Genomic DNA, 22,775 nt, shown 5'->3' on the forward strand with positions numbered 1-22,775 from the left:
CTACAGCGGGGGGCGCCGCGCGCCCCAGTCGGTCGCGGACTCGTAGGCCTGCCCCACGCGGAGCACGCCCGCCTCGTCGAACGGGCGGCCGATCACCTGGAGCCCGATCGGGAGCCCGGCGGAGGTGAAGCCGCACGGGACGGACAGCGCCGGCAGGCCGGTGACGTTGCCGGGGGCCGAGTGCCCGACCCAGGCGTCGATGACCGCCTTCTCCGTGCCGCCGGGGAAGGCGAAGGTCTGCTGCCCCACCGCGGCCGCCGCGGCGGGCAGGGTCGGGCACACGAGCGCGTCGATGCCCTCGAACGCGCGGCGGAAGGCCTGCTGCACCAGCGTCCGGACGCGCAGCGCCTTGATGTACTGCGTGGCGAGCACCGTCTCGCCGGCCTCGAGGAAGACCCGGACGTCGTCGGTGTAGAGGTCCCCGGACTCCCGCAGCATCTCCTGGTGGTAGGCGCTGGCCTCGGGCACGAGGACCCCGAACTCGACGGCCATCATCTGCTCGGCGTAGGGGATCTCCACCTCCCGCAGCCGCGCCCCCCGGGCCTCGAGGACGCCGATCGCCTCCCGGACGGCCGCCTCCACCTCGGGGTCGACGTCGTCGAAGAAGTAGTTGGCCGGGACGCCGAGCACCAGGCCGGCGACACCGGCGTCGAGGCCGGCCGTGAAGTCGGGGACCGGCTCCTTCGCCGAACCCGGGTCGCGGGCGTCGAACCCGGCGATCGCCTGCAGCGTGAGGGCCGCGTCGCGCACGGTGCGCGTGAGCGGCCCGGCATGGTCGAGCGACCAGCACAGCGAGGTGACCCCGGCGCGGGACACCCGGCCGTAGGTCGGCTTGAGGCCGACGGTGCCGCACACGGACGCCGGGATGCGGATCGAGCCACCGGTGTCGGTGCCCATACCCATCAGGCACTCCCCGCCGGCCACCGCGGCCCCGGACCCGCCGCTGGAGCCGCCCGGCACGCGCCCGGTGTCCCAGGGGTTGCGGGTGGTCGGCGTGAGCACCCCGTAGGCGAACTCGTGGGTGTGCGTCTTGCCCACCACCACCGCCCCGGCGTCGCGGAGCCGGGCCACGCAGGCGGAGTCCTCCGTGGCGACGTGCCCCGAGCGCACCGCGGAGCTGGACGTGGTCGGGAGGCCGGCCACGTCGTAGAGGTCCTTGATGCCCACGGGGATGCCGTGCAGCGGGCCGCGGTGTCCGCCGTCGCGGATCTCCTGCTCCGCCCGGCGGGCGGCCTCGAGCGCCTCGTCGGCGGTCACGACGACGAAGGCGCCCAGGCGGTCCTCGACCTCCGCGATGCGGTCGAGCGCGGACTGCACGAGCTCGACCGGGGATAGCGCGCGCCGCTCGATCTGCCGGGCGGCCTCGGCGATGCTCAGCTCGAAGGGCTGCACGTCCTCACTCCCACCGCGCGTCGAAGCCGGTGGCCGGCGGGGTCTCGCCCACCGCGATCGCGTCGAGGCTGTCGTAGAGCCCCAGGACCATGGTCACGGCGGGGGTGGCGGCCGTGCGCCGGTCCGGGCCGAGCTCCAGGCGGGCGTGGGCGAGCAGCTGGTCGAGCGCCTCGTCGCCGAGCGGCGACCGCGGGGTCGAGGCCATGGGCTCCCTCTTCCGGTCGAGGTGTGACGTGCCGCACAGCATGCCCGGGTCCCCGCGCTCGCGCAGGGGCCTCCGCCCGCCCCCGCCGCCCCGTCAGGCGCCGCGGACCTGCAGCAGGTCGTTGGCCTCGACCGCCTTGAGCGCCAGGGTCTTGTAGCCGACCTCCTCGAACAGCACGACGACGCGGTCGTCCTCCACCCGCATGACCACGCCGGGCCCCCACTCGGTGTGGGTCACCGGCGTCTCGGGCGGGAAGGGCGTGTCGGTGTCGTCGCCGACGTGCTGCTCGTGCGAGGTGCCGGCCGAGCAGGTGTCGCAGTTGCCGCACGGCTCCTCGAGCTGCTCGCCGAAGTAGCCGAGCAGGTACTGGCGGCGGCACTCGGTGGTCTCGGCGTAGCCGCGCATCATCTCGACGCGGCTCTGGTCGACGCGCTCGTGGTGCTCGGCGAGCTCCCGCGCGGCGGCCGCGGCGTCCCCCGGGGCGGGGGCGCCCTCGGCGGGGTGGGCTGCGCCCTCGTCGTCGAGGACCACGGCGGACACCTGCTCGAGCAAGTTGAGGTCCCGGGCCAGCGGGGTGGCGCCGCGGCCGGTCTCCTCGCGCAGCGTCCTGACGTCGACGCCGTCGTCGAGGCCGGCCGCCGGCGCCGCGGCGACGAGGCCGGCGACCTGCTGCAACTCCTCCTCGGCGGGGGCGCCGGCGGCGAAGAACCGGCGCAGGCCGAGGTCCTCCTGGCGGTAGACGAGCACCGCGAGGGCGGGCTCGCCGTCGCGGCCGGCCCGGCCGATCTCCTGGTAGTAGCTGTCGACGGAGTCCGCCGGCTCGGCGTGCACGACGAAGCGGGTGCCGGGCTTGTCGATGCCCATGCCGAAGGCGGTGGTGGCGACGACGACGTCGAGCTCGTCGTCCATCCACGCGCGCTGGGTGTCCTCGCGCTCGCTCTTCCTCAGGCCCGCGTGGTACGGCCGGGCGCGCAGGCCGCGCTCGGTGAGGGCGTCGGCGAGGTCGACGGTGCCCTTGCGGGTGGCGCTGTAGACGATGCCCGGGCCGCGGCCGGCCTCGACCTCGCCCGCGGCCCGGTCGAGGACGGCGGCGCGCTTGCCGTGCGCGTCGGCGTGGTGGTCCACCTCCAGGCGGATCTCGGGACGGTCGAACCCGGCGACGACGACCTCCGGGTCGCGCATGGACAGCCGCTCGACGATCTCCGCGCGCACCGGGGGCGCGGCGGTGGCGGTGAGCGCGAGCACGGTCGGGTGGCCGAGCTGCTCGACGACCTGGCCGAGCCGCAGGTAGTCGGGCCGGAAGTCGTGGCCCCAGGCGGAGACGCAGTGCGCCTCGTCGACGACGAACAGCGCCGGGCCGGCGTCGCGGACGGCGTCGACGACCTCGGGCTTGGTCAGCTGCTCGGGCGCGAGGAAGAGGAAGCGGACCGTTCCGTCCGCCAGGCCCTCGAGGGCGGCGCGCTGGTCGCCGGCCGACAGGCTGGAGTTCAGCTGGGCGGCGCGGCCGGCCCGCTCGCCGAGCTCCGCGAGCCGCTCGACCTGGTCGCGCTGGAGGGCGATCAGCGGCGAGACGATCACCACGGGGCCGTCGACGAGCTGCCCGGCGACCTGGTAGACGGCGCTCTTGCCGGCGCCGGACGGCAGCACCGCCAGGGTGTCCCGCCCGGCGAGGACCGCCTGCATGGCGCGCTCCTGGCCCGGCCGGAACTCCTCGAAGCCGAGGACGTCGCGGGCCTTCTCGCGCAGCCGGCGGGTGCGGACGGACGCCGAGCCGCCGGCGGGGTTCTCGCTGGGGGTGCGTGACACCGGCTGCCACTCCCCGGGTGCCGTGATCGGCAAACGGAACGCAGGTGGCCCGACCCTGGGAGGGTGGCGGCGTCCCCGCGCGCCCGTCCGGCCCGCGCCCTGTGCACGCAGCGCGCTCGCACGGGCTCCCCGGGCGCGGTGCCTGCACACCGCGTGCCCGTCCCTCCGCGGGACGGGTCAGCGGACGGCGGCCCGGCGACTAGGGTCGCCCGGCGTGAGCGCGAGCTACCGGATCGCCGAGGCCGCGGCGCTGCTCGGGGTCAGCGACGACACGGTGCGCCGGTGGATCGACAGCGGCCGCCTCCCCGCCTCCCGCGAGGGCGGCGGGCCGGCGCACGTCGACGGCGCCGACCTCGCCCGCCTGGCGACCGAGCTGCACGAGGCGCCCGAGCCCGGCACCACCCGGGGCTCCTCGGCGCGCAACCGGCTCGCCGGCATCGTCACCCGCGTCCTCCGCGACACCGTGATGGCCCAGGTCGAGATCCAGGCCGGCCCGTTCCGGCTGGTCTCGCTCATGTCCCGCGAGGCCGCCGACGAGCTCGGCCTCGAGGTCGGCGTCCGCGCCGTGGCGACGGTCAAGGCGACGCAGGTGAGCGTCGACGTCCCGTAGCTGTTCCGCACCAGCGGACCGGCAGGGGCTAGGGTCCCGCGCATGCGGAGCGGACGCGTCCTCGCGGGACTGACGGCAGTGGCCCTGGCGGCGTCGGCCTGCGGAGGCGGCGACGACGGCGCGGCCGCCACGACGCCGACCGGCGGGAACGGCGGGCCCACCGGCACGCTCACCGTCTTCGCCGCCGCCTCGCTCACCGACGTCTTCACCGCCCTCGGCGAGCAGCTGGAGGCGGAGAACGACGGGCTGACCGTGCAGTTCAACTTCGCCGGCAGCTCGGCACTGGCCACCCAGCTCACGCAGGGCGCCCCGGCCGACGTCTTCGCCTCCGCCAACGGCGCCCAGATGTCGGTCGTGACCGACGCGGGCCTGGCCGACGGCGACCCCACCGTCTTCACCGCCAACGTCCTGCAGATCGCCGTGCCCGCCGGCAACCCCGCCGGCGTCACCGGCCTCGCCGACTTCGCCCGTGAGGAGCTCGCCCTCGCCGTCTGCGCGCCGGACGTGCCCTGCGGCGCCGCGGCCGAGGACGTCTTCGCCGCGGCCGGCGTCACCCCGCGCCCGGACACGCAGGAGGAGGACGTCCGGGCCGCGCTGACCAAGGTCGAGCTCGGCGAGGTCGACGCCGCGCTGGTCTACGCCACCGACGTCGTGGCCGCCGGCGACGCCGTCGAGGGCATCTCCGTCCCCGAGGCCGAGGACGCCGTCAACGACTACCCGCTCTGCACGCTGGCCGGCGCGCCCAACCCCGACGCCGCCCGCGCCTTCGTCGACCTGGTGCTCTCCGACGAGGGGCAGCAGGCCCTGCAGGACGCCGGCTTCCGGGCACCGTGAGGCGCGCCCGCACCCCGGCGCCGCTGCTGGTCCCGGCGGCCCTCGCCGTCGCCTTCCTGGTGCTGCCGCTGGCCGGGCTGCTGGTCCGCACGCCCTGGTCGCAGCTCGGTGCCCTGCTCACCGCGCCCGGCGTCGGGCAGGCGCTGCGGCTGTCGCTGGTCTCGGCGACGCTCGCCACGCTCGTCTCCGTCGTCCTCGGCGTGCCGCTGGCCTGGGTGCTCGCCCGCTCCCGGGCGCGCGGGCGGTCGGTGCTGCGCGCGCTGGTCACCGTGCCGCTGGTGCTGCCGCCGGTGGTCGGCGGCGTCGCGCTGTTCCTCGTGCTCGGCCGGCAGGGGATCGTCGGCAGCTGGCTCGACGACGCCTTCGGCATCACCATCCCGTTCACCACGACGGCGGTGGTCATCGCCGAGACGTTCGTGGCCATGCCGTTCCTCGTCATCAGCGTCGAGGGCGCGCTGCGGGCCGCCGACGTCCGCTACGAGGACGCCGCCGCCACCCTCGGCGCCGACCGCTGGACGACCTTCCGCCGCGTCACCCTGCCGCTGGTGGCGCCGGGCGTCGCCGCGGGCGCGGTGCTGTGCTGGGCCCGCGCGCTCGGGGAGTTCGGCGCCACGATCACCTTCGCCGGCAACTTCCCCGGCACCACGCAGACGATGCCGCTCGCCGTCTACCTGGCCCTGCAGCGCGACCCGCAGGCGGCGATCGTGCTCTCCCTCGTCCTGCTCGTCGTCTCGGTCGCCACCCTGCTGCTGCTGCGCGACCGCTGGCTCGGCCGGGGCGCCGCCGCGTGAGCGTGGACGCGCACGTCGTCGTCCGCCGGGGGCCGCTGACCGTCGACGTCGCCCTGGAGGTGGCCGACGGCGAGGTGCTCGCCGTCCTCGGCCCGAACGGCGCGGGCAAGTCCACGCTGCTGCGCGTGTTCGCCGGGCTGCTCGCGCCCGACGGCGGCCGGGTCGCCGTCGACGGCACCCCGTGGGACGACGTCGCCGCCCGCGTGCACCTGCCCGCCCACCGCCGGCCGCTCGGGATGGTGTTCCAGGACCACCTGCTGTTCCCCCACCTGTCGGTGCTGGAGAACGTCGCCTTCGGCCCGCGGACGCGCGGCGTGCCGAGGCGGGAGGCGCGTGCCGCCGCGGCCGCGTGGCTGGCGCGGGTGGGGCTGGCCGAGCACGGGCCGCGGCGGCCCGGGCAGCTCTCCGGCGGGCAGGCGCAGCGGGCGGCGCTGGCCCGGGCGCTGGTCGGCGACCCCGCGCTGCTGCTGCTCGACGAGCCGCTGTCGGCGCTGGACGCCCGCACCCGCCTGGCCGTCCGCGCCGAGCTGCGGCGCCACCTCGCCGACTTCGCCGGCAGCACCGTGCTGGTCACCCACGACCCGGTCGACGCGATGGCGCTGGCCGACCGCGTGCTCGTCGTCGAGGACGGCGCCGTGGTGCAGGCCGGCCCGCCCGCCGACGTCGCCCGGCACCCGCGCACCGACTACGTGGCCCGGCTGGTCGGGCTGTCGCTGCTGCCCGGCACGGCGGAGGGGACGACGGTGCGCCTGGACGGCGGGGGAGCGGTCACCGTGGCCGAGCCCGCGAGCGGGCCGGTGCTGGTCGCCGTCCGCCCGGAGTCGGTGGCGCTGTACCCCTCGCGGCCCGAGGGCAGCCCGCGCAACGCCTGGCCCGCCACCGTGGCCGGCGCGACGCCGCACGGCTCCACGGTGCGCTGCGAGCTCGACGGCGAGGTGCCGCTGCTCGCCGACGTCACCGCCACCGCGTTCGCCGAGCTCGGCCTCGCGCCGGGCTCACCGGTGTGGGCGGTGGTGAAGGCCTCCGAGGTCGCCGTCTACGCCCGCTGAGGGGTCGGCGCATGATCAGGCGGGATCACCGGGACGCGTCCTGGCTCACCGTGGGACGTGAGCCAGGACGCGACACGACCAGGCCGGCTGATCATGCGGGGCAGGGGAGGGAGGGGCATGAGCACGGTCGCCGGGCTGGTCCTCGCCGCGGGCGGGGGCCGCCGCTACGGGATGCCGAAGGCGCTGGTCGAGTACGACGGCAGCCTGCTGGTCGAGCGGGCGGTGCGGACGGCGCGCGCGGCCTGCGACCCGGTGCTGGTCGTCCTCGGCGCCCGCGCGGTCGACGTGTGGCAGGCCGCGGACCTCACCGGCGCCACGGTGCTGGCCAACCGCGACTGGGAGAGCGGCATGGCCTCCAGCCTGCGCACCGGCCTCGACGGCCTGCGCGGCTGGCCGGGCCGGGTCGACGCGGCCCTCGTCACGCTCGTGGACATGCCGGGCATGACGCCGGAGGCGCTGCGGGCGGTCGCCGCGCACGCCTCCCCCGGCGCGCTCGCCGTCGCCACCTACGACGGCGTCCGCGGGCACCCGGTGCTCCTCGGCCGGGAGCACTGGGCCGGGGTGGCGGCGACGGCGGCCGGCGACGAGGGCGCCCGCCGGTACCTCGCCGCGCACGACGTCACGGAGGTCGACTGCACCGGCCTGGCCGACCCGGTCGACCTCGACGTGCCCCCGGCCGGGTCCGGCGACGGGGTAGCTTCGGGCCCGTGATCGCCGGGCACCTGGTCGCCAGAGTCGTCGACGAGCCGCTGTCCGTCGCCGAGCACGAGCAGGCCGTCGCCGACGCGGGCGCGGGTGCCGTCGTCTCCTTCTCCGGCGTCGTCCGCGACACCGACGGCGGCCGCTCGGTGACCGAGCTCGAGTACGTCGGCCACCCGACCGCGGAGCGGGTCATCACCGAGCTGGCCGAGGAGTTCGCCGCCCGGCCCGGCGTGCGCGCGGTCGCCGTCTCCCACCGCGTCGGCCTGCTCGGCATCGGCGACGTCGCCCTGGCCTGCGCGGTCAGCTCCGCCCACCGCGGCGAGGCGTTCACCGCGTGCGCCGAGCTCGTCGACGAGGTGAAGAAGCGGCTGCCCATCTGGAAGCGCCAGGTCTTCACCGACGGCGACGAGGAGTGGGTGGCCTGCCCCTGAGGCGGCCGGCCGCCGGCCGGTGACACACCGGCCCGGCGGCTGAGCGGACTCAGCCGACGGTGCGGCCGTCCTCGTCCGTCGGGCGCGCGGTGCCGTGCCCGTGGGCGGCCTCCTCGGCGCGCTCCTCCTCGAGCTCGACCTCGGCCTCGAGGCGGTGCGCCTCACCGGCCACCTGCGCGGCGGCGTCGCCGTGCGACTCGCCGTAGACCTCCTCGGCCCGGCCCAGCAGCTCCTCGGCCTTCGCCTTGGCCTTGTCCACGAAGCTCATCGCGTTCCCGTCCTCTCCGTACCCCTGTGTGCAGCATCCCGGATCTCGCCGACCAGCTCCTCGAGGATGTCCTCCAGGGCCACGACGCCGACCACCCGGCCGCCGTCGGTCACCGCCGCGAACTGTGCCCGTCCGGCCTGCATCACGCCCAGCGTGCGCCGCAGGTCGTCGGCGGCGGCCACCCGCGGCAGCGGCCGGGTGATGTCGCGGACCCGCGGCTCCGGCGCGCCGTCGGCCACCAGGACGTCCTTCACGTGCACGTAGCCGAGCAGCCGGTCGCCGTCGGCCACGGGGAACCGGGAGAAGCCGGTGGCCGCGGCCGCCCGCTCGACGGCGTCGGTCCCGTCGCCGGGCGCCACCGTGGTCAGCGCCGCGCGGGGGATGAGCACCGAGCGGGTGTCGCGGTCCTCCAGCTGCAGCGCGCCGGTGAGCAGCTCGTGCCCGCGCTCGTCGAGCAGGCCGCCGGCGCGGGACTCGTCGAGCAGCCCGGCCACCTCGTCGCGGGTGAACGCGCTGGTCACCTCGTCCTTGGGCTGCACGCGCAGCAGCCGCAGGACGCCGTTGGCCAGCGCGTTGAGCGACACGATGACCGGCTTGAGCACGGTGACGACGGCGCGCAGCGGGGGGGCGAGCGCCAGCGCGGCGCGGTCGGGGCCGGCCAGCGCCAGGTTCTTCGGCACCATCTCGCCGATCACCACGTGCAGCGCCACGACGACGGTCAGCGCGATGACGAACGAGATCGGGTGCACGAGCGCCTCGGGCACCGACAGCGCCGCGAAGACCGGCTCCAGCAGGTGCGCCACGGCGGGCTCGCCGATGGCGCCGAGGCCCAGCGAGCAGACGGTGATGCCCAGCTGCGCGCCGGCCATCATCAGCGAGACGCGCTCCATCGCCGCGAGCGTCGTGCGGGCGCGGCGCGACCCCGCCTCGGCCAGCGGCTCGATCGACGAGCGGCGCGCGGAGATCAGCGCGAACTCCGCGCCGACGAAGAAGGCGTTGGCCAGCAGCAGGACGACGGCGACCAGGACGCCGAGCCAGTCACCCACGGTCGTCCTCCTCGTCGTCGCCGGTGGTGGCGGGCACGCCGCCGACGACGGCGCGCTCCACCCGGGTGCCGTCGACCCGCTCGACCTGCACCCACACCCCGGCGGGCAGGCCCTCGGCCTCGGCGGCGAGTTCCGGCGGCAGGGTCGGGCGGGCCTCGATGCGGTCGCCGACCTCGGGGATCCGGCCGAGCACGTGCAGGACGAGCCCGCCGAGGGTCTCCCAGTGGCGGTCCGACGGCACGGCCAGGCCGGTCGCGGCGGCCACCTCGTCGGGGCGCAGCAGGCCCGACACCGACCAGGTGCCGTCGCCGCGGTCGACGACGTCGTCGCCGCCCTCCTCGTCGTACTCGTCGACGAGGTCGCCGACCAGCTCCTCGACGAGGTCCTCGACGGTCACCACGCCGTCGGTGCCGCCGTACTCGTCGACGACGACGGCCATCTGCAGGCCGCCGCGGCGCAGGTCGCCCAGGAGGTCGTCCAGCCGGCGCGAGGTGGGCACGAACAGCGCCGGCAGCATCACCGCCGACACCGCGGTGGCGGCGCGCCGGTCGCGCGGGACGGCCAGGGCGTGTTTCACGTGGACCATGCCGACGACGTCGTCGATGCCGGCGCCGGAGACGACGGGGAAGCGCGAGTGGCCCGAGTCGCGGGCCGCGGTGAGCACCTCGTCGACGGGCGCGCCGGCGGGCACGGTCGTCATGCGGGTGCGCGGCGTGGCGGCGTCGCTGGCGCGCAGCTCACCGAAGGCCAGCCCGCGCTCGAGCAGCGTGGCGGTCTCCGTGGGCAGCGTCCCCTGCCGGCCCGAGCGGCGGACCAGCGAGGTCAGCTCCTCCGGCGAGCGGGCGGAGGCCAGCTCCTCCTGCGGCTCGACGCCGAACAGCCGGCGCAGCAGCGCGTTGGCCCAGCCGTTGAGGAAGCGGATGACCAGGGCGGTGGCCCGGGTGAAGCCGCGCTGGAAGCCGGCGACCGCGCGGGCGGTGCGCAGCGGTTCGCTGATCGCCACGTTCTTGGGCACCAGCTCGCCGAACACCATGGTCAGCACGGTGGCGAGCACCAGCGCGAGCGTGATCGACACCGACCGGGCGGCCGCGCCGGACAGCCCGGCCGACTCCAGCGGCCCGCGTAGCAGCTCGGCGATGGACGGCTCGGCGACGAAGCCGATCGCCAGGTTGGTGACGGTGATGCCGAGCTGGGCGCCCGAGAGCTGCGTGGACAGCGTCCGCAGCGCGGCGAGCACCCCGCCGGCCCGGCGGTCACTGGCGTCGGCGGCGCGCTCGACGGTGGGCCGGTCGACGGTCACCAGGGCGAACTCGAAGGCCACGAACGCCGCACAGGCGGCGACCAGCAGGACGCCGACGAGGACGAGCAGCCACTCGGTCATGGGGTGACCTCGGCGGAGCGGAGCGGACGGGGACGGCTCGTATGGTGAGGCGAGCTCACGAGGGGGCGGTCATCCTCCGGCGAAGGGGGGCAGCACGTCGACGACTGCCCCGGGTCCGAGTGCCAACGCGCGGTCCCGCGTCTGGGTTCCGTCGACCAGGAACGAGCAGGCGGTGAGCACCCGCTCGAGACGCTCGCCGTGGGACTCGACGATCCGGCCGACCAGCTCCTCGAGCGTGGTGGCCTCACAGGTCTCGGTGTCGACGCCGGCGGCCGCGCGGGCGCCGGCGAAGTAGCGGACGGTCACCGCCACCGGGTCATCCCCCGATGGCCGACATCGGCCGGCTCGGCTGCAGGAAGCTCGGGTCGTCGATGCCGTGGCCGGGGAGCTTGGCCAGCGTGGCGATCCGCCACCGGTCGGCCAGCTCGGCGTCGGTGGCGCCCTCGCGCATCGCCGTCCGCAGGTCGGACTCGTCGCGGGCGAACAGGCAGTTGCGGATCTGGCCGTCGGCGGTGAGCCGGGTGCGGTCGCAGGTGCCGCAGAACGAGCGGGTGACCGACGCGATGACGCCGACCGTGGCGGGGCCGCCGTCGACCAGCCACCGCTCGGCCGGGGCCGAGCCGCGCTCCTCGGTGTCGGGCGTGAGCACGTGCGCCGCCGACAGCCGTTCCAGGATGTCCTCGGCGGTGACCATCTCGCCGCGGGTCCACGCGTGGTGGGCGTCGAGCGGCATCTGCTCGATGAACCGCAGCTGGTAGCCGTGCTCCAGGCAGTAGTCCAGCAGCGGGACGGCGTCCTCCTCGTTGACGCCCCGCAGCAGGACGGCGTTGACCTTCACCGGCGTGAGCCCGGCGTCGTGCGCGGCCCGCAGGCCCGCCAGCACGTCGTCGAGCCGGTCGCGGTGGGTGAGCCGCTTGAAGCGCTCGCGGTCGAGGGTGTCGAGGCTGACGTTGATGCGGTCCAGCCCGGCCTCGGCGAGCGCGGGGGCCACGCGGGACAGCCCGATCGCGTTGGTGGTCAGGCTGACCTCGGGACGCGGGGTGAGCGCGGTCGCGGCCGCGACGATGCCGGGCAGGCCCGGGCGCAGCAGCGGCTCGCCGCCGGTGAAGCGGACCTCGCGGATGCCGAGCTGCTCGACGCCGATGCGCACCAGCCGGACGACCTCGTCGTCGGTGAGCTGCTCGACCTTGGGCAGCCACTGCAGGCCCTCGGGCGGCATGCAGTAGGAGCAGCGCAGGTTGCAGCGGTCGGTGAGCGACACCCGCAGGTCGGTGGCCACGCGGCCGTGCCGGTCGACCAGGCCCCCGGTGCCCGGGGCCGCACCGCCCTCGACCGCGTCGGCGCGACGGGGCCGGGGGTCGGGCAGCGGGGTGGCACTCACGCTGGCGAATGTAGCCGCGGGAGGCCCGGCCGTCCCCGGTCCCGCGGCACCGGGGCCCCGGAACGCCGCATCCGCGGACGCCACCGGGGAGTCCCGGCCGCGCCCGCGGATGCGGGTGCTGCACCGACGTTGCACGCCGGCGGGGTGGTCAGCCGATCGGGGTGGGGGAGGTCGGGTCCGGCGGGACGGGGACCGAGCCCTGGATGCGGTTGCGGGCCTGGCAGTCGCTGGTGCAGTTCGTCGCGCCGGCGGACAGCTCGACGGCGTCCTCGCCGAGCACGCCGCCCATGCGCCCGCCCGAGGCCACCGACCAGCGGGACGTCGTCGCCGACAGCGACAGCCGGGTGGCCACCTGCGGGCTGTCCTTGCCGAGCAGCATCTGGTGCGTGGCGTCGCCGGCGACGCCGTTGCCGAGGTTGACCTTCCCGGTGAACTCGTTGACGAAGTAGAAGAGGCCGGGGCCCAGGGTGTGCACGTACTCGACGGCGACGCCGAACTCCTGCTCCATCTGGAAGATGCCCCCCTGCGGGGCGTCCTTCGCCTGCACCTTGAGCTTGCCGCCGGAGGCGGTCGTGAAGGTGACGACGAGGACGTCGTCGCGCAGCCGCAGCTCACCGATCCGCACGCCGCGCAGCTGGGCGGCGGTGAGCACCGGCACCTTCGAGGAGAAGACGACGGTCGGGGCGGTGACCATGCGCTGCGGATCGGGGGCGCCGGTGAGCGCGTAGTCGTACACGCCGAGGGTGGCCGGGTCGATCGTGAAGGTGACGTGCCGGCCGCGGACGGCGACCGGGCTCGTGGGCGTCGTGTCGCGGAGGCGGTACTCGCTGCCCGCGCCGGGGTTCGTGGTCCGGCCGTTGACGGTGACGGCGAAGTCGCCGCCCGCCGCGGCGCCCTGGGTGCCACCGTCGTCGCCGCCGGAGGCCCGGGCGGTGCCGGGGGACAGCAGGGCGGTGAGGGCCAGCAGCAGGACGAGCAGCAGGCGCAGGGGCAGCGGGCGGGTGGCGCGCTGGGCGGTCGGGGCCACGGGGCTCCTCGGGAGAGGTGTGCGGGACGCCACGGAGGGTCCTCGCAACGCCCCTGAGTGACGACGTCGACACGCTCGGTCGCGAGGAAACCGGGACGACGGAGTCCCCGTCCGTTGTTACGGTCGCGTCGCCACCCGAGAGTCCGGCGGGCAGACCCGCACTCGCCTGTGGCCAGGAAGCGCGAGAAGCCCGTGTCACCCCGCACCCTCCTCGGTCCCTACGGACGCCTGTTCACCGTCCCCGGAGCCGCCTGGTTCTCCCTCGCCGGCTGGGTCGCCCGCCTGCCGCTGCCGATGCTCGGCCTCGGCGCGGTGCTGCTCGTCGAGGGCGAGTCCGGCAGCTACGCCCTCGCCGGCGCCGTCTCGGGCACCCTGGCGCTGACCGCCTCGGTCGCCGGCCCGCAGTGGGCGCGCGCCATGGACCGCCGCGGCCAGGGCCGGGTGCTGCAGGTGGCGATGGCGGCCTACCTGCTCACCGGCCTGGCGTTCGTCGGCGTCGTCGTCGGCGACGCGCCGCGCTGGACCTGGTTCGGCCTCGCGGCGCTCACCGGCGCCAGCCTGCCCAACATCGGCGCGCTGGTCCGCGCCCGGTGGGTGGCGGCCCTGGAGGACGCCGAGCGCCGCCAGACCGCGTTCGCCTTCGAGTCCGTCGTCGACGAGGTCGTGTTCGTCGTCGGCCCGCCGCTGGTGACCGTGCTCGGCACGCTGGTGGCCCCCGCCGCCGGCTTCACCACCGGCATCGTGCTGGGCACGGTGGGCGGGCTGTGGCTGGCGCGCCAGCGCGCCACCGAGCCGGTCGTCACGCCGGCCGGCGAGGGCGGCGGGTCGCAGCGCCTGGCCGCCCTCGGGCCCGCGGTGCTGCTCGTGTGCGCCGCCTACCTGGGCGTGGGCACCGTGTTCGGCGCCATGGACGTCGTCGTCGTGGGGTACGCCGAGTCCCTCGGGGTGCCCGCGCTGGCCGGCGTCGCGCTGGCGCTGTACGCCGGCGGCAGCCTGGTCGCGGGTCTCGCCTACGGCGTCGCGCGGCTGCCCGGCACGCTCGCCGCCCGGTTCCTCGGCACCGCCGTCTTCTTCGGCGTGGCCGCGCAGGGGCTGTGGGCGGTGTCGTCGCTGCCGCTGCTCATCGGCGCCGGGTTCCTCGCCGGCCTCGCCGTCGCCCCGGTGCTGGTGTCGGGCGCCTCGCTGATCGAGTCTCGGGTGCCGCGCGCGGCGCTCACCGAGGCGCTGTCGTGGTCCAACACCGGGCTGACCGTCGGCGTCACCGCGGGCTCGGCGCTGGCCGGCGCCGCCGTCGACTCCTGGGGCGCGCAGGCCGCGTTCGCCGTGCCCGCGGTGGCCGCCGCCTCGGCGGCGCTCATCGCGCTGGCCGGTGCGCCGCTGCTCCGGCGCGGCGCCTCCGGGCCTGTGACGCAGCCCGCGTCGCGGGTTGAGGACGCGGTCGGCGGGTAGCGGCCCCCGACGGGAGAGGCGCGCGCCATGGAGTGGCGCGCCGCCCACCGTCCACGACGAGAGGGAGCACCCGTGGCCACCGTGCCCACCATCCGCCTGAACAACGGCGTCGAGATCCCGCAGCTGGGCTTCGGCGTCTACCAGGTCGAGCCGGAGAACACCGTCGAGGCCGTGCGCACCGCGCTCGAGGTCGGCTACCGGCACATCGACACCGCCGAGATGTACGGCAACGAGAAGGAGGTCGGGCAGGCGATCCGCGAGTCGGGCATCGACCCGTCCGAGGTCTTCGTCACGAGCAAGCTGAACAACGGCTTCCACCGCCGCGACGACGCGCTGCGCGCCTTCGACCAGACGATGACCGACCTCGGCCTGGAGCAGCTCGACCTGTTCCTCATCCACTGGCCGCTGCCGACCATCGACGTCGACTACGTCGAGACGTGGAAGGCGATGGAGGAGATCTACGCCGGCGGCCGCTGCCGCGCGATCGGCGTCTCCAACTTCAACCCGCACCACCTGCGCCGGCTGTTCTCCGAGACCGACGTGCGCCCGGCGGTGAACCAGATCGAGGTCCACCCGTACCTGGCCAACGACGAGGTGCGGGCCTTCGACGCCGACCACGAGATCGTCACCGAGGCCTGGTCGCCGATCGCGCAGGGCAAGGTGCTCGACGACCCGGCGATCACCGCGATCGCGGAGACGGTGGGCCGCACCCCGGCCCAGGTCGTGCTGCGCTGGCACGTGCAGCGCGGGGACGTCGTCTTCCCGAAGTCGGTGACCCGCAAGCGCGTGGAGGAGAACTTCGCGCTGTTCGACTTCGAGCTCGACGAGGGCCAGATGGCCACCATCAGCGGCCTCGACCGCGGCGAGCGCACCGGCCCGGACCCGGACACGTTCGACTACGTGCCGAGCTGACCGGAGCACCACCACGACGGCCGCCGTCCCCTCCCGGGGCGGCGGCCGTCGCCGTGCGGCGGGGGCGCAGCGACACGCGAGCCGCCCTGCGAGGCGGCGGGAGGAGTGGGGCCCGGAGGGTCCCGCGACCGAGCGCCGGGAAGGGCTCAGCGCGTCGACCGGCCTCGGTGCAGGGGCCCGCGCCGAGCGTGCGAGGTGTGGGGGGCACCGAGGTCCTTCCGGGCACCTGGCCGCGGTGTGATCCGGAGGATCACGGTGTCGCGATCACTCGGTCACGAAGTCGATGAGCTCCTCGACGCGGCCGATGAGCGCGGGCTCGAGGTCGGTCCAGGTGCGCACGCGGGCGAGGATGCGCTGGGCCCACACGTAGCCGGTGTCGTCCTCCCAGCCGAGCCGCCGGCAGACGCCGGTCTTCCAGTCCTCGCCCCGCGGCACCTCCGGCCAGGCGCGGATGCCGACGACGGAGGGCTTGACGGCCTGCCAGATGTCGATGAACGGGTGCCCGACGACGAGCGCGTGCTGCCCGGTCACCTGCTCGGCGATCCGCGACTCCTTCGACCCGCGCACCAGGTGGTCGACCAGCACGCCGAGCCGCCGGCCCTGGCCCGGGCGGAACTCGCGGACGATGGCCGGCAGGTCGTCGACGCCGTGCAGCGGCTCCACGACGACGCCCTCGATGCGCAGGTCGTGGCCCCAGACCTTCTCGACCAGCTCGGCGTCGTGCTTGCCCTCGACGTAGATGCGGCCCTCGCGGGCGACGCGGGCGCGGGCGCCGGCCACGTAGGTCGAGCCCGAGGCGCTGCGGGTCGGCGTCGCGGGGCCCTTCGGCGTCGGGCGCACGAGCACCACCGGCCGGCCGTCGACCCAGAAGCCGGGGCCGAGGGGGTAGGCGCGGACCTTCCCGAACCGGTCCTCGAGGTGGACGACGTCCTTCTCGCAGCGCACGACGGCGCCGACGAAGCCGGACGACGGGTCCTCGACGACGAGGTCGCGCTCGGCGGCCACCTGCGGCGGCGGCTTCTTCACCGTGCGGGGGTGCACCAGGTTGTCGTAGGGCGAGCGGGGCGGCACGCCTCCAATAGAGCCGATGACGGCGCGCCAGCCGTGGAGACGCGCCGGGCGGGACGAGCGCGACACGCCCGGGCGACCGGACGGTCACGTACCGCTACGAGTCGTCGCTCGTCGAGCGATACGGCGACGTCCTCCGACACACCGCGCTGACCTGGACGGACGTCGTCCCGCCGGGGGGAGGGGCGCGGTTGCCGGAACGAGGACGGACGGTGACGGGCGGACGAAGATCCGATCCGGTCGTTTCGGTCCGCCGACCTCGGTCACCCATTGAGTCGACCGTTACACCAGAGCTCAGATGGGAGCGCGAAACGACGATGATCGGCACCGACACCATCAGCCGTGTGATCGGACAGGACGTCTACGACCAGTCGGGCGAGAAGATCGGGTCCGCCTCCGAGGTCTACCTCGACGACGAGACCGGTCAGCCGGAGTGGGCCACGGTGCGCACCGGTCTGTTCGGCACCAAGGAGTCCTTCGTCCCGCTGCGTGACGCCGACCTGACCAACGACGGCCTGCGCGTGGGCGTCACCAAGGCCCAGGTCAAGGACGCGCCGAAGGTCGACACCGACGGCCACCTCTCCCCGCAGGAGGAGCAGGAGCTGTACCGGTACTACGGCCTCGGCTACGGCTCGGGCACGCAGACCACGCAGACCACGACGACGGACACCGGCACCGCCGGCACCTACTCGATGGACCAGACCCGCGGCCAGCAGGACCTGACCACCGCCGGCACCGGCGTGGCCGGCACCGCGGGCATGGACCGCGACCGCGACGGCGTCCGCGACGACCTCGAGACCCGCGGCACCGTGGGCCACGACACCTCCGGCCCGACCACCGACAACGCGATGACCCGCTCCGAGGAGCACCTCGCCGTGGGCACCCAGCGGGTCGAGGCCGGCCGGGCGCGGCTGCGCAAGTACGTCGTCAGCGAGAACGTGACGCAGACCGTGCCGGTCTCCCACGAGGAGGTCCGGGTCGAGCGCGAGCCGATCACCGACGCCAACTACGGCGACGCCATGGACGGCCCGGCCATCTCCGAGGAGGAGCACGAGGTCGTCCTGCACGCCGAGCGCCCCGTCGTGGAGAAGGAGGCCGTGCCGGTCGAGCGCGTCCGCCTGGACACCCAGACGGTGACCGAGCAGCAGCAGGTCAGCGAGCAGGTGCGCAAGGAGGAGATCGAGGTCGACGGTGGCACCACCGGCGTCGCCGGCACCGGCACCACGACCGGCACCACCGGCCGGGACGACCGCGGCTTCGTGCAGAAGGCCAAGGACGCCCTCGACCGCGACAACGACGGCAAGATCGGGCGGTGACGCCCTCCCGCCCGTAGGGGCGGGACGCACCACAGTCGGCGGTGGCCGGCCGGAGACCTCGACTCCCGGCCGGCCACCGTGCTGTCGGGGGACCCCCGGTCGGGGGCGGCCGGCCCCGCGGCCAGGTGGGATGCTCGGCGGCGTGAGCGAGACCACGGCCGCCGTCCTCCGCACCGACGGGCTCCCCGGCAGCCCCGAGGAGCTGGCCGCCGCCCTGCAGGACACCGGCTACCTGCCCGACGAGGGACTGGCGACCGCCGCCTACCTGGCCCTGGTCATGCGCCGCCCGCTGTTCCTCGAGGGCGAGGCCGGCGTCGGCAAGACGGCGCTGGCCCGGGCGCTCGCCCAGGTCACCGGCCGGCCGATCTACCGCCTGCAGTGCTACGAGGGCCTCGAGGCCAGCCAGGCCCTCTACGACTGGGACTTCGGCCGCCAGCTGCTGCACCTGCGGGCCGCCGAGGCCGCGCACGCCACCGGGGACACCCAGGCCCTGGAGGCCTCCCTCTACGACCGCCGCTTCCTCCTCGCCCGGCCGCTGCTGCAGGCGCTCGAGGACTCCCCGAGCGTGCTGCTGGTCGACGAGGTCGACCGCGCCGACGACGAGTTCGAGGCGTTCCTCCTCGAGGTGCTCTCGGACTTCACGATCTCCATCCCCGAGCTCGGCACCGTGCACGCCGACGTCCCGCCGCTGGTCGTGCTCACGTCCAACCGCACCCGCGAGGTGCACGACGCCCTCAAGCGCCGCTGCCTCTACCACTGGCTGCAGCACCCCGACTTCGAGCGCGAGGTCGCCATCCTGCGCACCCGGCTCCCGGAGGTCACCGAGCAGCTCGCCCGCGAGGTGGCCCGGGCGACGGCGAAGCTGCGCAGCCTGGACCTGCTCAAGCCGCCGGGGGTCGCGGAGGCGATGGACTGGGCCAGCGCGCTGCACGCCCTCGGCGCCCGCGACCTCGACCCCGACCTCGCCGCGCGCACCCTCGGGGCGGTGCTCAAGTACCGCGAGGACACCGACCGGGTGCACGCCCTGGCCCGCGGGGCGCTGTTCGGTGGCGGCTGAGCGCGCCGGGGACGTCGTCGGCGTCGTCCTCGGGTTCGCCCGCACGCTGCGCGCCGCCGGCGTGGCCGCCTCGCCCGACCGGGTCGAGGCGATGCTGTCCGCGGTCGCGGCCCTCGACGTCCTCGACGCCACCGCCGTCTACTGGGCCGGTCGCCTGACGCTGTGCTCCGGGCCCGACGACCTCGACCGCTACGACGCCGCCTTCGCCGCCTGGTTCGGCGGGGAGGCGCCCCGGCGCCGGCCCGCGACCGCGCAGGAGCCGCCGCCGCTGGTGTCCACCGCCGCGCCCCTGGAGGAGGGCGGCGGGACGGGGGAGCGGGGCGAGGACCCCGCGGACCTCGCCGTCGCGGCGTCCGGCGACGAGGTGCTGCGCCACCGCGACGTCGCGGACCTGACGCCGGCCGAGCGCGAGCACCTGCGCCGGCTGTTCGCGCTGGTCCGCCCGGCCGCGCCGATGCGGCCGTCCCGGCGGCGGCGCGCGGACACCCACGGCGTGGTGCACCCCGCGCGCACCGTCCGGCGGGCGCTGCGCGACGGCGGCGAGGTCACCCGGCTGATGCACCGGCGGTCCCGGCCCCGGCCGCGGCGGGTGGTGCTGCTGGTCGACGTCTCCGGCTCCATGAGCCCCTACGCCGACGCGCTCATGCGCTTCGCGCACGCGGCGGTGCGCGCCCGGCCGGCGTCCACCGAGGTGTTCACGATCGGCACCCGGCTCACCCGCGTCACCCGGGAGATGCGGCTGCGCGACCCCGACCGGGCGCTGACCGCCAGCGGCGACGCGATCCCCGACTGGTCCGGCGGCACGCGGCTCGGGGAGGTGCTCAAGGCCTTCCTCGACCGGTGGGGGCAGCGCGGCACCGCGCGCGGCGCGATCGTGGTCGTGTGCAGCGACGGGTGGGAGCGGGGCAGCCCCGACCTGCTGCGCGAGCAGATGGCCCGGCTGCGCCGGCTCGCCCACGCCGTCGTCTGGGTCAACCCGCACAAGGGGCGGGCCGGGTACGAGCCGCTCACCGGCGGGATGCAGGCGGCGCTGCCGTCGGTTGACGCGTTCGTGTCGGGCCACAGCCTGGCCGCCTTCGAGGAACTGTCAGGGGTGATCTCGCGTGCGTGAAGTCCTGGACGACCTGGTCGGGTGGTGGCAGGCCGGGGAGACGGTCGGCATGGGGACCGTGGTCGCCACGTGGCGCTCGGCGCCGCGGCCGGCCGGCGCGGCCATGCTCGTCGGCCCCGACGGGACGGCGGTCGGCAGCGTGTCCGGCGGCTGCGTCGAGGGCGCGGTCTACGAGGAGGCCAAGGACGTCGTCGAGTCCGGCGTCCCGACGCTGGAGCGCTACGGCGTCAGCGACGACGACGCGTTCGCCGTCGGGCTGACCTGCGGCGGGATCCTCGACGTCTTCGTCGAGCCGGTGTCGCGCGAGTCGTTCCCCGAGCTCGGGGAGATCGCCGAGTCCGTCGGCCGGCACGAGCCGGTCGCCGTCGTCACGGTCGTCCGCGGCCCGGAGGACCGCATCGGACGGCGGCTGGTGCTCTGGCCCGACCGGTCCTCCGGCACGCTCGGCCTGCAGCGACTCGACGACGCCGTCGCCGACGACGCCCGCGGCATGCTCGCCGCCGGGCGCACCGGCACGCTGACCTACGGCCACGACGGCGAGCGGCGCGGCGACGAGCTGACGCTGTTCGTCTCCTCCTTCGCCCCGCCGGCGCGGATGGTGGTGTTCGGCGCGATCGACTTCGCCGCGGCGGTGGCGCGGGTGGGCGCCTTCCTCGGCTACCGGGTCACCGTCTGCGACGCCCGCCCCGTGTTCGCCACCGCCCGCCGGTTCCCCGACGCGCACGAGGTCGTCGTCGAGTGGCCGCACCGCTACCTGCAGGCCGAGGTCGACGCCGGCCGGATCGACGAGCGCACCGTGCTGTGCGTGCTCACCCACGACCCGAAGTTCGACGTCCCGCTGCTGGAGGTCGCGCTGCGGCTGCCGGTGGCCTACGTCGGCGCGATGGGCTCGCGGCGCACGCACGACGAGCGGCTGGAGCGGCTGCGGGAGGCCGGGCTGTCCGACGCCGAGCTGGACCGGCTGTCCTCGCCGATCGGCCTGGACCTGGGCGCCCGCACGCCCGAGGAGACCGCCGTGTCCATCGCCGCGGAGGTCATCGCCGGGCGCTGGGGCGGCACGGGGGAGCGGCTGACCGGGACGGAGGGCCCCATCCACCGCACCGCCGAGCGGTGACGGGGCTCCCGCACACCTACGACGTCGAGGTCGTCGGGCTGGTGGTCTCGCCGGTGCACCGCTACGACGGGCGCCCCGCGGGGGCCGTCCCGCCGCAGGACGGCGACCGGGTCGGCCGGGTCGAGGTGCGGGCCGGGCACGGCGTCGTCGGCGACCGCTACGCCGGCCGGCCCGCGCACCGCGACGCCGCCGTCACGGTGCTCGCCGCCGAGTCGGTGGAGGCGCTGGCCGCCGAGCTCGGCGCCGGGGCGCTGGACCCGCTGCTCACCCGCCGCAACGTCGTCCTGCGGGGCGCGGAGGTGGAGGCGCTGCGCGGCGAGACGTTCTCCCTCGACTGCGGGGAGGGCGTCGTCGTCCTGCGCGGCGGGCGCCCGGCCAACCCCTGCGCGTGGCTGGACACCGTGCTCGCGCCCGGCGCCCACCGCGGCATGCGCGGCCGCGCGGGCGTGCGCTGCGCCCCGCTGAGCGACGGCGTCCTGCGGCTCGGCCCGGCGGTGCTGGCGAGCGCGGTGCCGCTGGACCCGGCGCGCGCGGGCGAGGTCCACCGGGTGCTGCCCCGCCCGCGCGGCTGAGCATCCCCCCGTCCGGGGGTGGCCCCGGTCACACCGGCGTCACGACGATGGCCCGCGCCGGGAGGTGCCGCCGAGTCGCGGCGGCCGACGACGGGAGGGTCGATGAGGACCAGGGCAGCCGTACTGCGCGACGTCGGGAAGCCGTTCGAGATCACCGAGCTCGAGCTCGACGAACCCAAGGCCGGGGAGGTGCTCATCCGCTACGTCGCCGCCGGCCTGTGCCACTCCGACGAGCACCTGCGGCACGGCGACATCGTCCCCCAGTTCCCCATCGTGGGCGGGCACGAGGGCGCCGGGGTGATCGAGAAGGTGGGCCCCGGGGTGACCCGGCTGCAGCCCGGCGACCACGTCGTCTGCTCGTTCCTGCCGGTGTGCGGGCACTGCCGCTGGTGCTCCACGGGCAAGTCCAACCTCTGCGACATGGGCGCGTCGATCCTGGTCGGCAACCTGCCCGACGGCACGTACCGCTTCCACGACGACGACGGCAACGACTACGGCGGCATGTGCATGCTCGGCACGTTCTCCGAGCGCGCCGTCATCAGCGAGAACTCCGCCGTCAAGGTCGACCCCGACCTGCCGCTGGACAAGGTCGTGCTCATCGGGTGCGGCGTCCCGACCGGCTGGGGGTCGGCGGTGCACGCGGCGGCCACTGAGCCCGGCGACACGATCGTCATCTACGGCATCGGCGGCATCGGGATCAACAGCGTGCAGGGCGCGGCGCTGGCCGGGGCGCGCAACGTCGTCGCCGTCGACCCGCTGCCCAACAAGCGGGAGGCCGCCGAGCAGCTCGGCGCCACGCACAGCTGCGAGACCGCCGAAGAGGCGATGGAGCTCGTCCAGGAGCTGACCCGCGGCGTCGGCGCGGACAAGGCGATCATCACCGTCGGCGTCGTCGACGCGAAGGTCGTCACCGACGCGGTCAACACCATCCGCAAGGGCGGGACAGCGGTGATCACCGGCCTGGCGGACCCCACGAAGAACAACATCGAGCTGTCCAGCTCGCTGCTCACGCTGTTCGAGAAGACCGTGAAGGGCAGCCTGTTCGGCTCGGGCGACCCGTTCCACGACATCCCGAAGATGATCGAGCTGTACCAGTCCGGCGACCTCAAGCTCGACGAGCTGATCACGAAGACGTACACGCTCGACCAGGTCAACGAGGGCTACGAGGACCTGGTCAACGGGAAGAACATCCGCGGCGTCATCGTCTACGACACCCCGCCGCTGGAGGGCGCGCCGGCCTGAGCCGCTCGCCG

24 protein-coding genes and 1 pseudogene are annotated in these 22,775 nt (G+C 75.6%); 15 read left to right on the forward strand and 10 right to left on the reverse strand.

Features of this window, described 5'->3' with window-relative positions; genetic code table 11:
- The 3 genes from ACI78R_RS14220 to ACI78R_RS14230 form a co-directional block, all read right to left on the reverse strand.
- The gene (locus tag ACI78R_RS14220) at nucleotides 1-1,392 is read right to left on the reverse strand and encodes an amidase (protein ID WP_457041186.1); all 1,392 of its coding nucleotides are present in this window, start codon (nucleotides 1,390-1,392) and stop codon (nucleotides 1-3) included.
- A 4-nt stretch (nucleotides 1,393-1,396) separates the two neighbouring features.
- A complete protein-coding gene (locus ACI78R_RS14225) occupies nucleotides 1,397-1,597 on the reverse strand; it encodes a hypothetical protein (RefSeq protein WP_073422666.1) in 201 nt (66 codons plus the stop codon).
- 93 nt (nucleotides 1,598-1,690) lie between these two features.
- Nucleotides 1,691-3,403, reverse strand: coding sequence for a RecQ family ATP-dependent DNA helicase (locus ACI78R_RS14230; RefSeq protein WP_073422665.1), 1,713 nt, complete (start codon nucleotides 3,401-3,403; stop codon nucleotides 1,691-1,693).
- A gap of 214 nt (nucleotides 3,404-3,617) precedes the next feature.
- Between ACI78R_RS14230 and ACI78R_RS14235 the strand changes: the two genes are divergently transcribed.
- The 7 genes and pseudogenes from ACI78R_RS14235 (at nucleotide 3,618) to ACI78R_RS14265 (ending at nucleotide 7,820) form a co-directional block, all read left to right on the forward strand.
- Nucleotides 3,618-4,013: a TOBE domain-containing protein gene (locus ACI78R_RS14235; protein WP_073422664.1), complete on the forward strand. Its 396-nt coding sequence runs from the start codon at nucleotides 3,618-3,620 to the stop codon at nucleotides 4,011-4,013.
- Between the two features lie 42 nt (nucleotides 4,014-4,055).
- Nucleotides 4,056-4,847, forward strand: coding sequence for a molybdate ABC transporter substrate-binding protein (modA, locus tag ACI78R_RS14240; protein WP_457041187.1), 792 nt, complete (start codon nucleotides 4,056-4,058; stop codon nucleotides 4,845-4,847).
- Nucleotides 4,844-5,638: an ABC transporter permease gene (locus ACI78R_RS14245; RefSeq protein ID WP_073422662.1), complete on the forward strand. Its 795-nt coding sequence runs from the start codon at nucleotides 4,844-4,846 to the stop codon at nucleotides 5,636-5,638. The genes modA and ACI78R_RS14245 overlap by 4 nt, the downstream gene beginning before the upstream one ends.
- 29 nt (nucleotides 5,639-5,667) lie before the next feature.
- Nucleotides 5,668-6,111, forward strand: a pseudogene (locus ACI78R_RS14250) (ATP-binding cassette domain-containing protein); the annotation flags it as partial.
- A gap of 120 nt (nucleotides 6,112-6,231) precedes the next feature.
- Nucleotides 6,232-6,687: a TOBE domain-containing protein gene (locus ACI78R_RS14255; protein WP_457041238.1), complete on the forward strand. Its 456-nt coding sequence runs from the start codon at nucleotides 6,232-6,234 to the stop codon at nucleotides 6,685-6,687.
- A 117-nt stretch (nucleotides 6,688-6,804) separates the two neighbouring features.
- Nucleotides 6,805-7,398, forward strand: a complete 594-nt coding sequence (locus ACI78R_RS14260) for a nucleotidyltransferase family protein (protein WP_457041188.1) — start codon at nucleotides 6,805-6,807, stop codon at nucleotides 7,396-7,398.
- Nucleotides 7,395-7,820, forward strand: a complete 426-nt coding sequence (locus ACI78R_RS14265) for a molybdenum cofactor biosynthesis protein MoaE (protein ID WP_457041189.1) — start codon at nucleotides 7,395-7,397, stop codon at nucleotides 7,818-7,820. Before ACI78R_RS14260 ends, ACI78R_RS14265 begins: the two co-directional genes overlap by 4 nt.
- Nucleotides 7,821-7,869: 49 nt before the next feature.
- On the opposite strand, the gene ACI78R_RS14270 is transcribed toward ACI78R_RS14265, so the two are convergent.
- From ACI78R_RS14270 to ACI78R_RS14295, 6 genes are all read right to left on the reverse strand, one after another.
- Nucleotides 7,870-8,088 carry a hypothetical protein gene (locus ACI78R_RS14270; RefSeq protein ID WP_457041190.1) on the reverse strand — a complete coding sequence of 73 codons (219 nt, stop codon included), beginning with the start codon at nucleotides 8,086-8,088 and terminating at the stop codon, nucleotides 7,870-7,872.
- Nucleotides 8,085-9,134 carry a hemolysin family protein gene (locus ACI78R_RS14275; RefSeq protein ID WP_073422658.1) on the reverse strand — a complete coding sequence of 350 codons (1,050 nt, stop codon included), beginning with the start codon at nucleotides 9,132-9,134 and terminating at the stop codon, nucleotides 8,085-8,087. Before ACI78R_RS14275 ends, ACI78R_RS14270 begins: the two co-directional genes overlap by 4 nt.
- Entirely contained in the window at nucleotides 9,127-10,515 is a 1,389-nt protein-coding gene (locus tag ACI78R_RS14280) for a hemolysin family protein (protein WP_457041191.1), read from the reverse strand. The genes ACI78R_RS14275 and ACI78R_RS14280 overlap by 8 nt, the downstream gene beginning before the upstream one ends.
- Before the next feature lie 69 nt (nucleotides 10,516-10,584).
- The gene (locus tag ACI78R_RS14285) at nucleotides 10,585-10,827 is read right to left on the reverse strand and encodes a MoaD/ThiS family protein (protein ID WP_073422656.1); all 243 of its coding nucleotides are present in this window, start codon (nucleotides 10,825-10,827) and stop codon (nucleotides 10,585-10,587) included.
- Nucleotides 10,828-10,831: 4 nt separating this feature from the next.
- On the reverse strand, nucleotides 10,832-11,896 hold the full coding sequence (gene moaA / locus ACI78R_RS14290; protein ID WP_083629024.1) for a GTP 3',8-cyclase MoaA: 1,065 nt from the start codon (nucleotides 11,894-11,896) through the stop codon (nucleotides 10,832-10,834).
- A 148-nt stretch (nucleotides 11,897-12,044) separates the two neighbouring features.
- A complete protein-coding gene (locus tag ACI78R_RS14295; protein ID WP_073422655.1) occupies nucleotides 12,045-12,923 on the reverse strand; it encodes a hypothetical protein in 879 nt (292 codons plus the stop codon).
- 192 nt (nucleotides 12,924-13,115) lie between these two features.
- Between ACI78R_RS14295 and ACI78R_RS14300 the strand changes: the two genes are divergently transcribed.
- Nucleotides 13,116-14,372 (forward strand): MFS transporter, encoded by a 1,257-nt coding sequence (locus tag ACI78R_RS14300; protein WP_457041192.1) that lies wholly within the window; start codon nucleotides 13,116-13,118, stop codon nucleotides 14,370-14,372.
- A gap of 72 nt (nucleotides 14,373-14,444) precedes the next feature.
- Nucleotides 14,445-15,284, forward strand: a complete 840-nt coding sequence (locus tag ACI78R_RS14305) for an aldo/keto reductase (protein WP_457041193.1) — start codon at nucleotides 14,445-14,447, stop codon at nucleotides 15,282-15,284.
- Between the two features lie 264 nt (nucleotides 15,285-15,548).
- Here ACI78R_RS14305 and ACI78R_RS14310 read toward each other — a convergent pair whose 3' ends face one another.
- Nucleotides 15,549-16,421, reverse strand: a complete 873-nt coding sequence (locus tag ACI78R_RS14310; protein ID WP_245794882.1) for a DUF3097 domain-containing protein — start codon at nucleotides 16,419-16,421, stop codon at nucleotides 15,549-15,551.
- Between the two features lie 275 nt (nucleotides 16,422-16,696).
- On the opposite strand from ACI78R_RS14310, the gene ACI78R_RS14315 reads away from it, so the two are divergent.
- From ACI78R_RS14315 to ACI78R_RS14340, 6 genes are all read left to right on the forward strand, one after another.
- Nucleotides 16,697-17,668 carry a PRC and DUF2382 domain-containing protein gene (locus tag ACI78R_RS14315; RefSeq protein WP_457041194.1) on the forward strand — a complete coding sequence of 324 codons (972 nt, stop codon included), beginning with the start codon at nucleotides 16,697-16,699 and terminating at the stop codon, nucleotides 17,666-17,668.
- A 142-nt stretch (nucleotides 17,669-17,810) separates the two neighbouring features.
- Complete coding sequence (locus ACI78R_RS14320) at nucleotides 17,811-18,725, forward strand: AAA family ATPase (protein WP_336030627.1); 915 nt, start codon at nucleotides 17,811-17,813, stop codon at nucleotides 18,723-18,725.
- Nucleotides 18,715-19,836 carry a vWA domain-containing protein gene (locus tag ACI78R_RS14325; protein WP_073420850.1) on the forward strand — a complete coding sequence of 374 codons (1,122 nt, stop codon included), beginning with the start codon at nucleotides 18,715-18,717 and terminating at the stop codon, nucleotides 19,834-19,836. Before ACI78R_RS14320 ends, ACI78R_RS14325 begins: the two co-directional genes overlap by 11 nt.
- Nucleotides 19,829-20,950 carry an XdhC family protein gene (locus ACI78R_RS14330; RefSeq protein WP_073420851.1) on the forward strand — a complete coding sequence of 374 codons (1,122 nt, stop codon included), beginning with the start codon at nucleotides 19,829-19,831 and terminating at the stop codon, nucleotides 20,948-20,950. Before ACI78R_RS14325 ends, ACI78R_RS14330 begins: the two co-directional genes overlap by 8 nt.
- Complete coding sequence (locus ACI78R_RS14335; protein WP_457041195.1) at nucleotides 20,947-21,522, forward strand: MOSC domain-containing protein; 576 nt, start codon at nucleotides 20,947-20,949, stop codon at nucleotides 21,520-21,522. Before ACI78R_RS14330 ends, ACI78R_RS14335 begins: the two co-directional genes overlap by 4 nt.
- Before the next feature lie 102 nt (nucleotides 21,523-21,624).
- Nucleotides 21,625-22,764 carry an NDMA-dependent alcohol dehydrogenase gene (locus ACI78R_RS14340; protein ID WP_073420853.1) on the forward strand — a complete coding sequence of 380 codons (1,140 nt, stop codon included), beginning with the start codon at nucleotides 21,625-21,627 and terminating at the stop codon, nucleotides 22,762-22,764.
- The last annotated feature ends 11 nt before the right edge of the window (nucleotides 22,765-22,775 follow it).

The sequence above is a fragment of the Geodermatophilus sp. SYSU D01106 genome (assembly GCF_054049995.1).

Coding starts and splice junctions, on each gene's coding strand:
- ACI78R_RS14225 (WP_073422666.1), bottom strand. CDS start 1,597: ATGGCCTCGACCCCGCGGTCGCCGCTCGGCGACGAGGCGCTCGACCAG.
- ACI78R_RS14340 (WP_073420853.1), top strand. CDS start 21,625: ATGAGGACCAGGGCAGCCGTACTGCGCGACGTCGGGAAGCCGTTCGAG.
- ACI78R_RS14255 (WP_457041238.1), top strand. CDS start 6,232: ATGGCGCTGGCCGACCGCGTGCTCGTCGTCGAGGACGGCGCCGTGGTG.
- ACI78R_RS14280 (WP_457041191.1), bottom strand. CDS start 10,515: ATGACCGAGTGGCTGCTCGTCCTCGTCGGCGTCCTGCTGGTCGCCGCC.
- ACI78R_RS14260 (WP_457041188.1), top strand. CDS start 6,805: ATGAGCACGGTCGCCGGGCTGGTCCTCGCCGCGGGCGGGGGCCGCCGC.
- modA (WP_457041187.1), top strand. CDS start 4,056: ATGCGGAGCGGACGCGTCCTCGCGGGACTGACGGCAGTGGCCCTGGCG.
- ACI78R_RS14270 (WP_457041190.1), bottom strand. CDS start 8,088: ATGAGCTTCGTGGACAAGGCCAAGGCGAAGGCCGAGGAGCTGCTGGGC.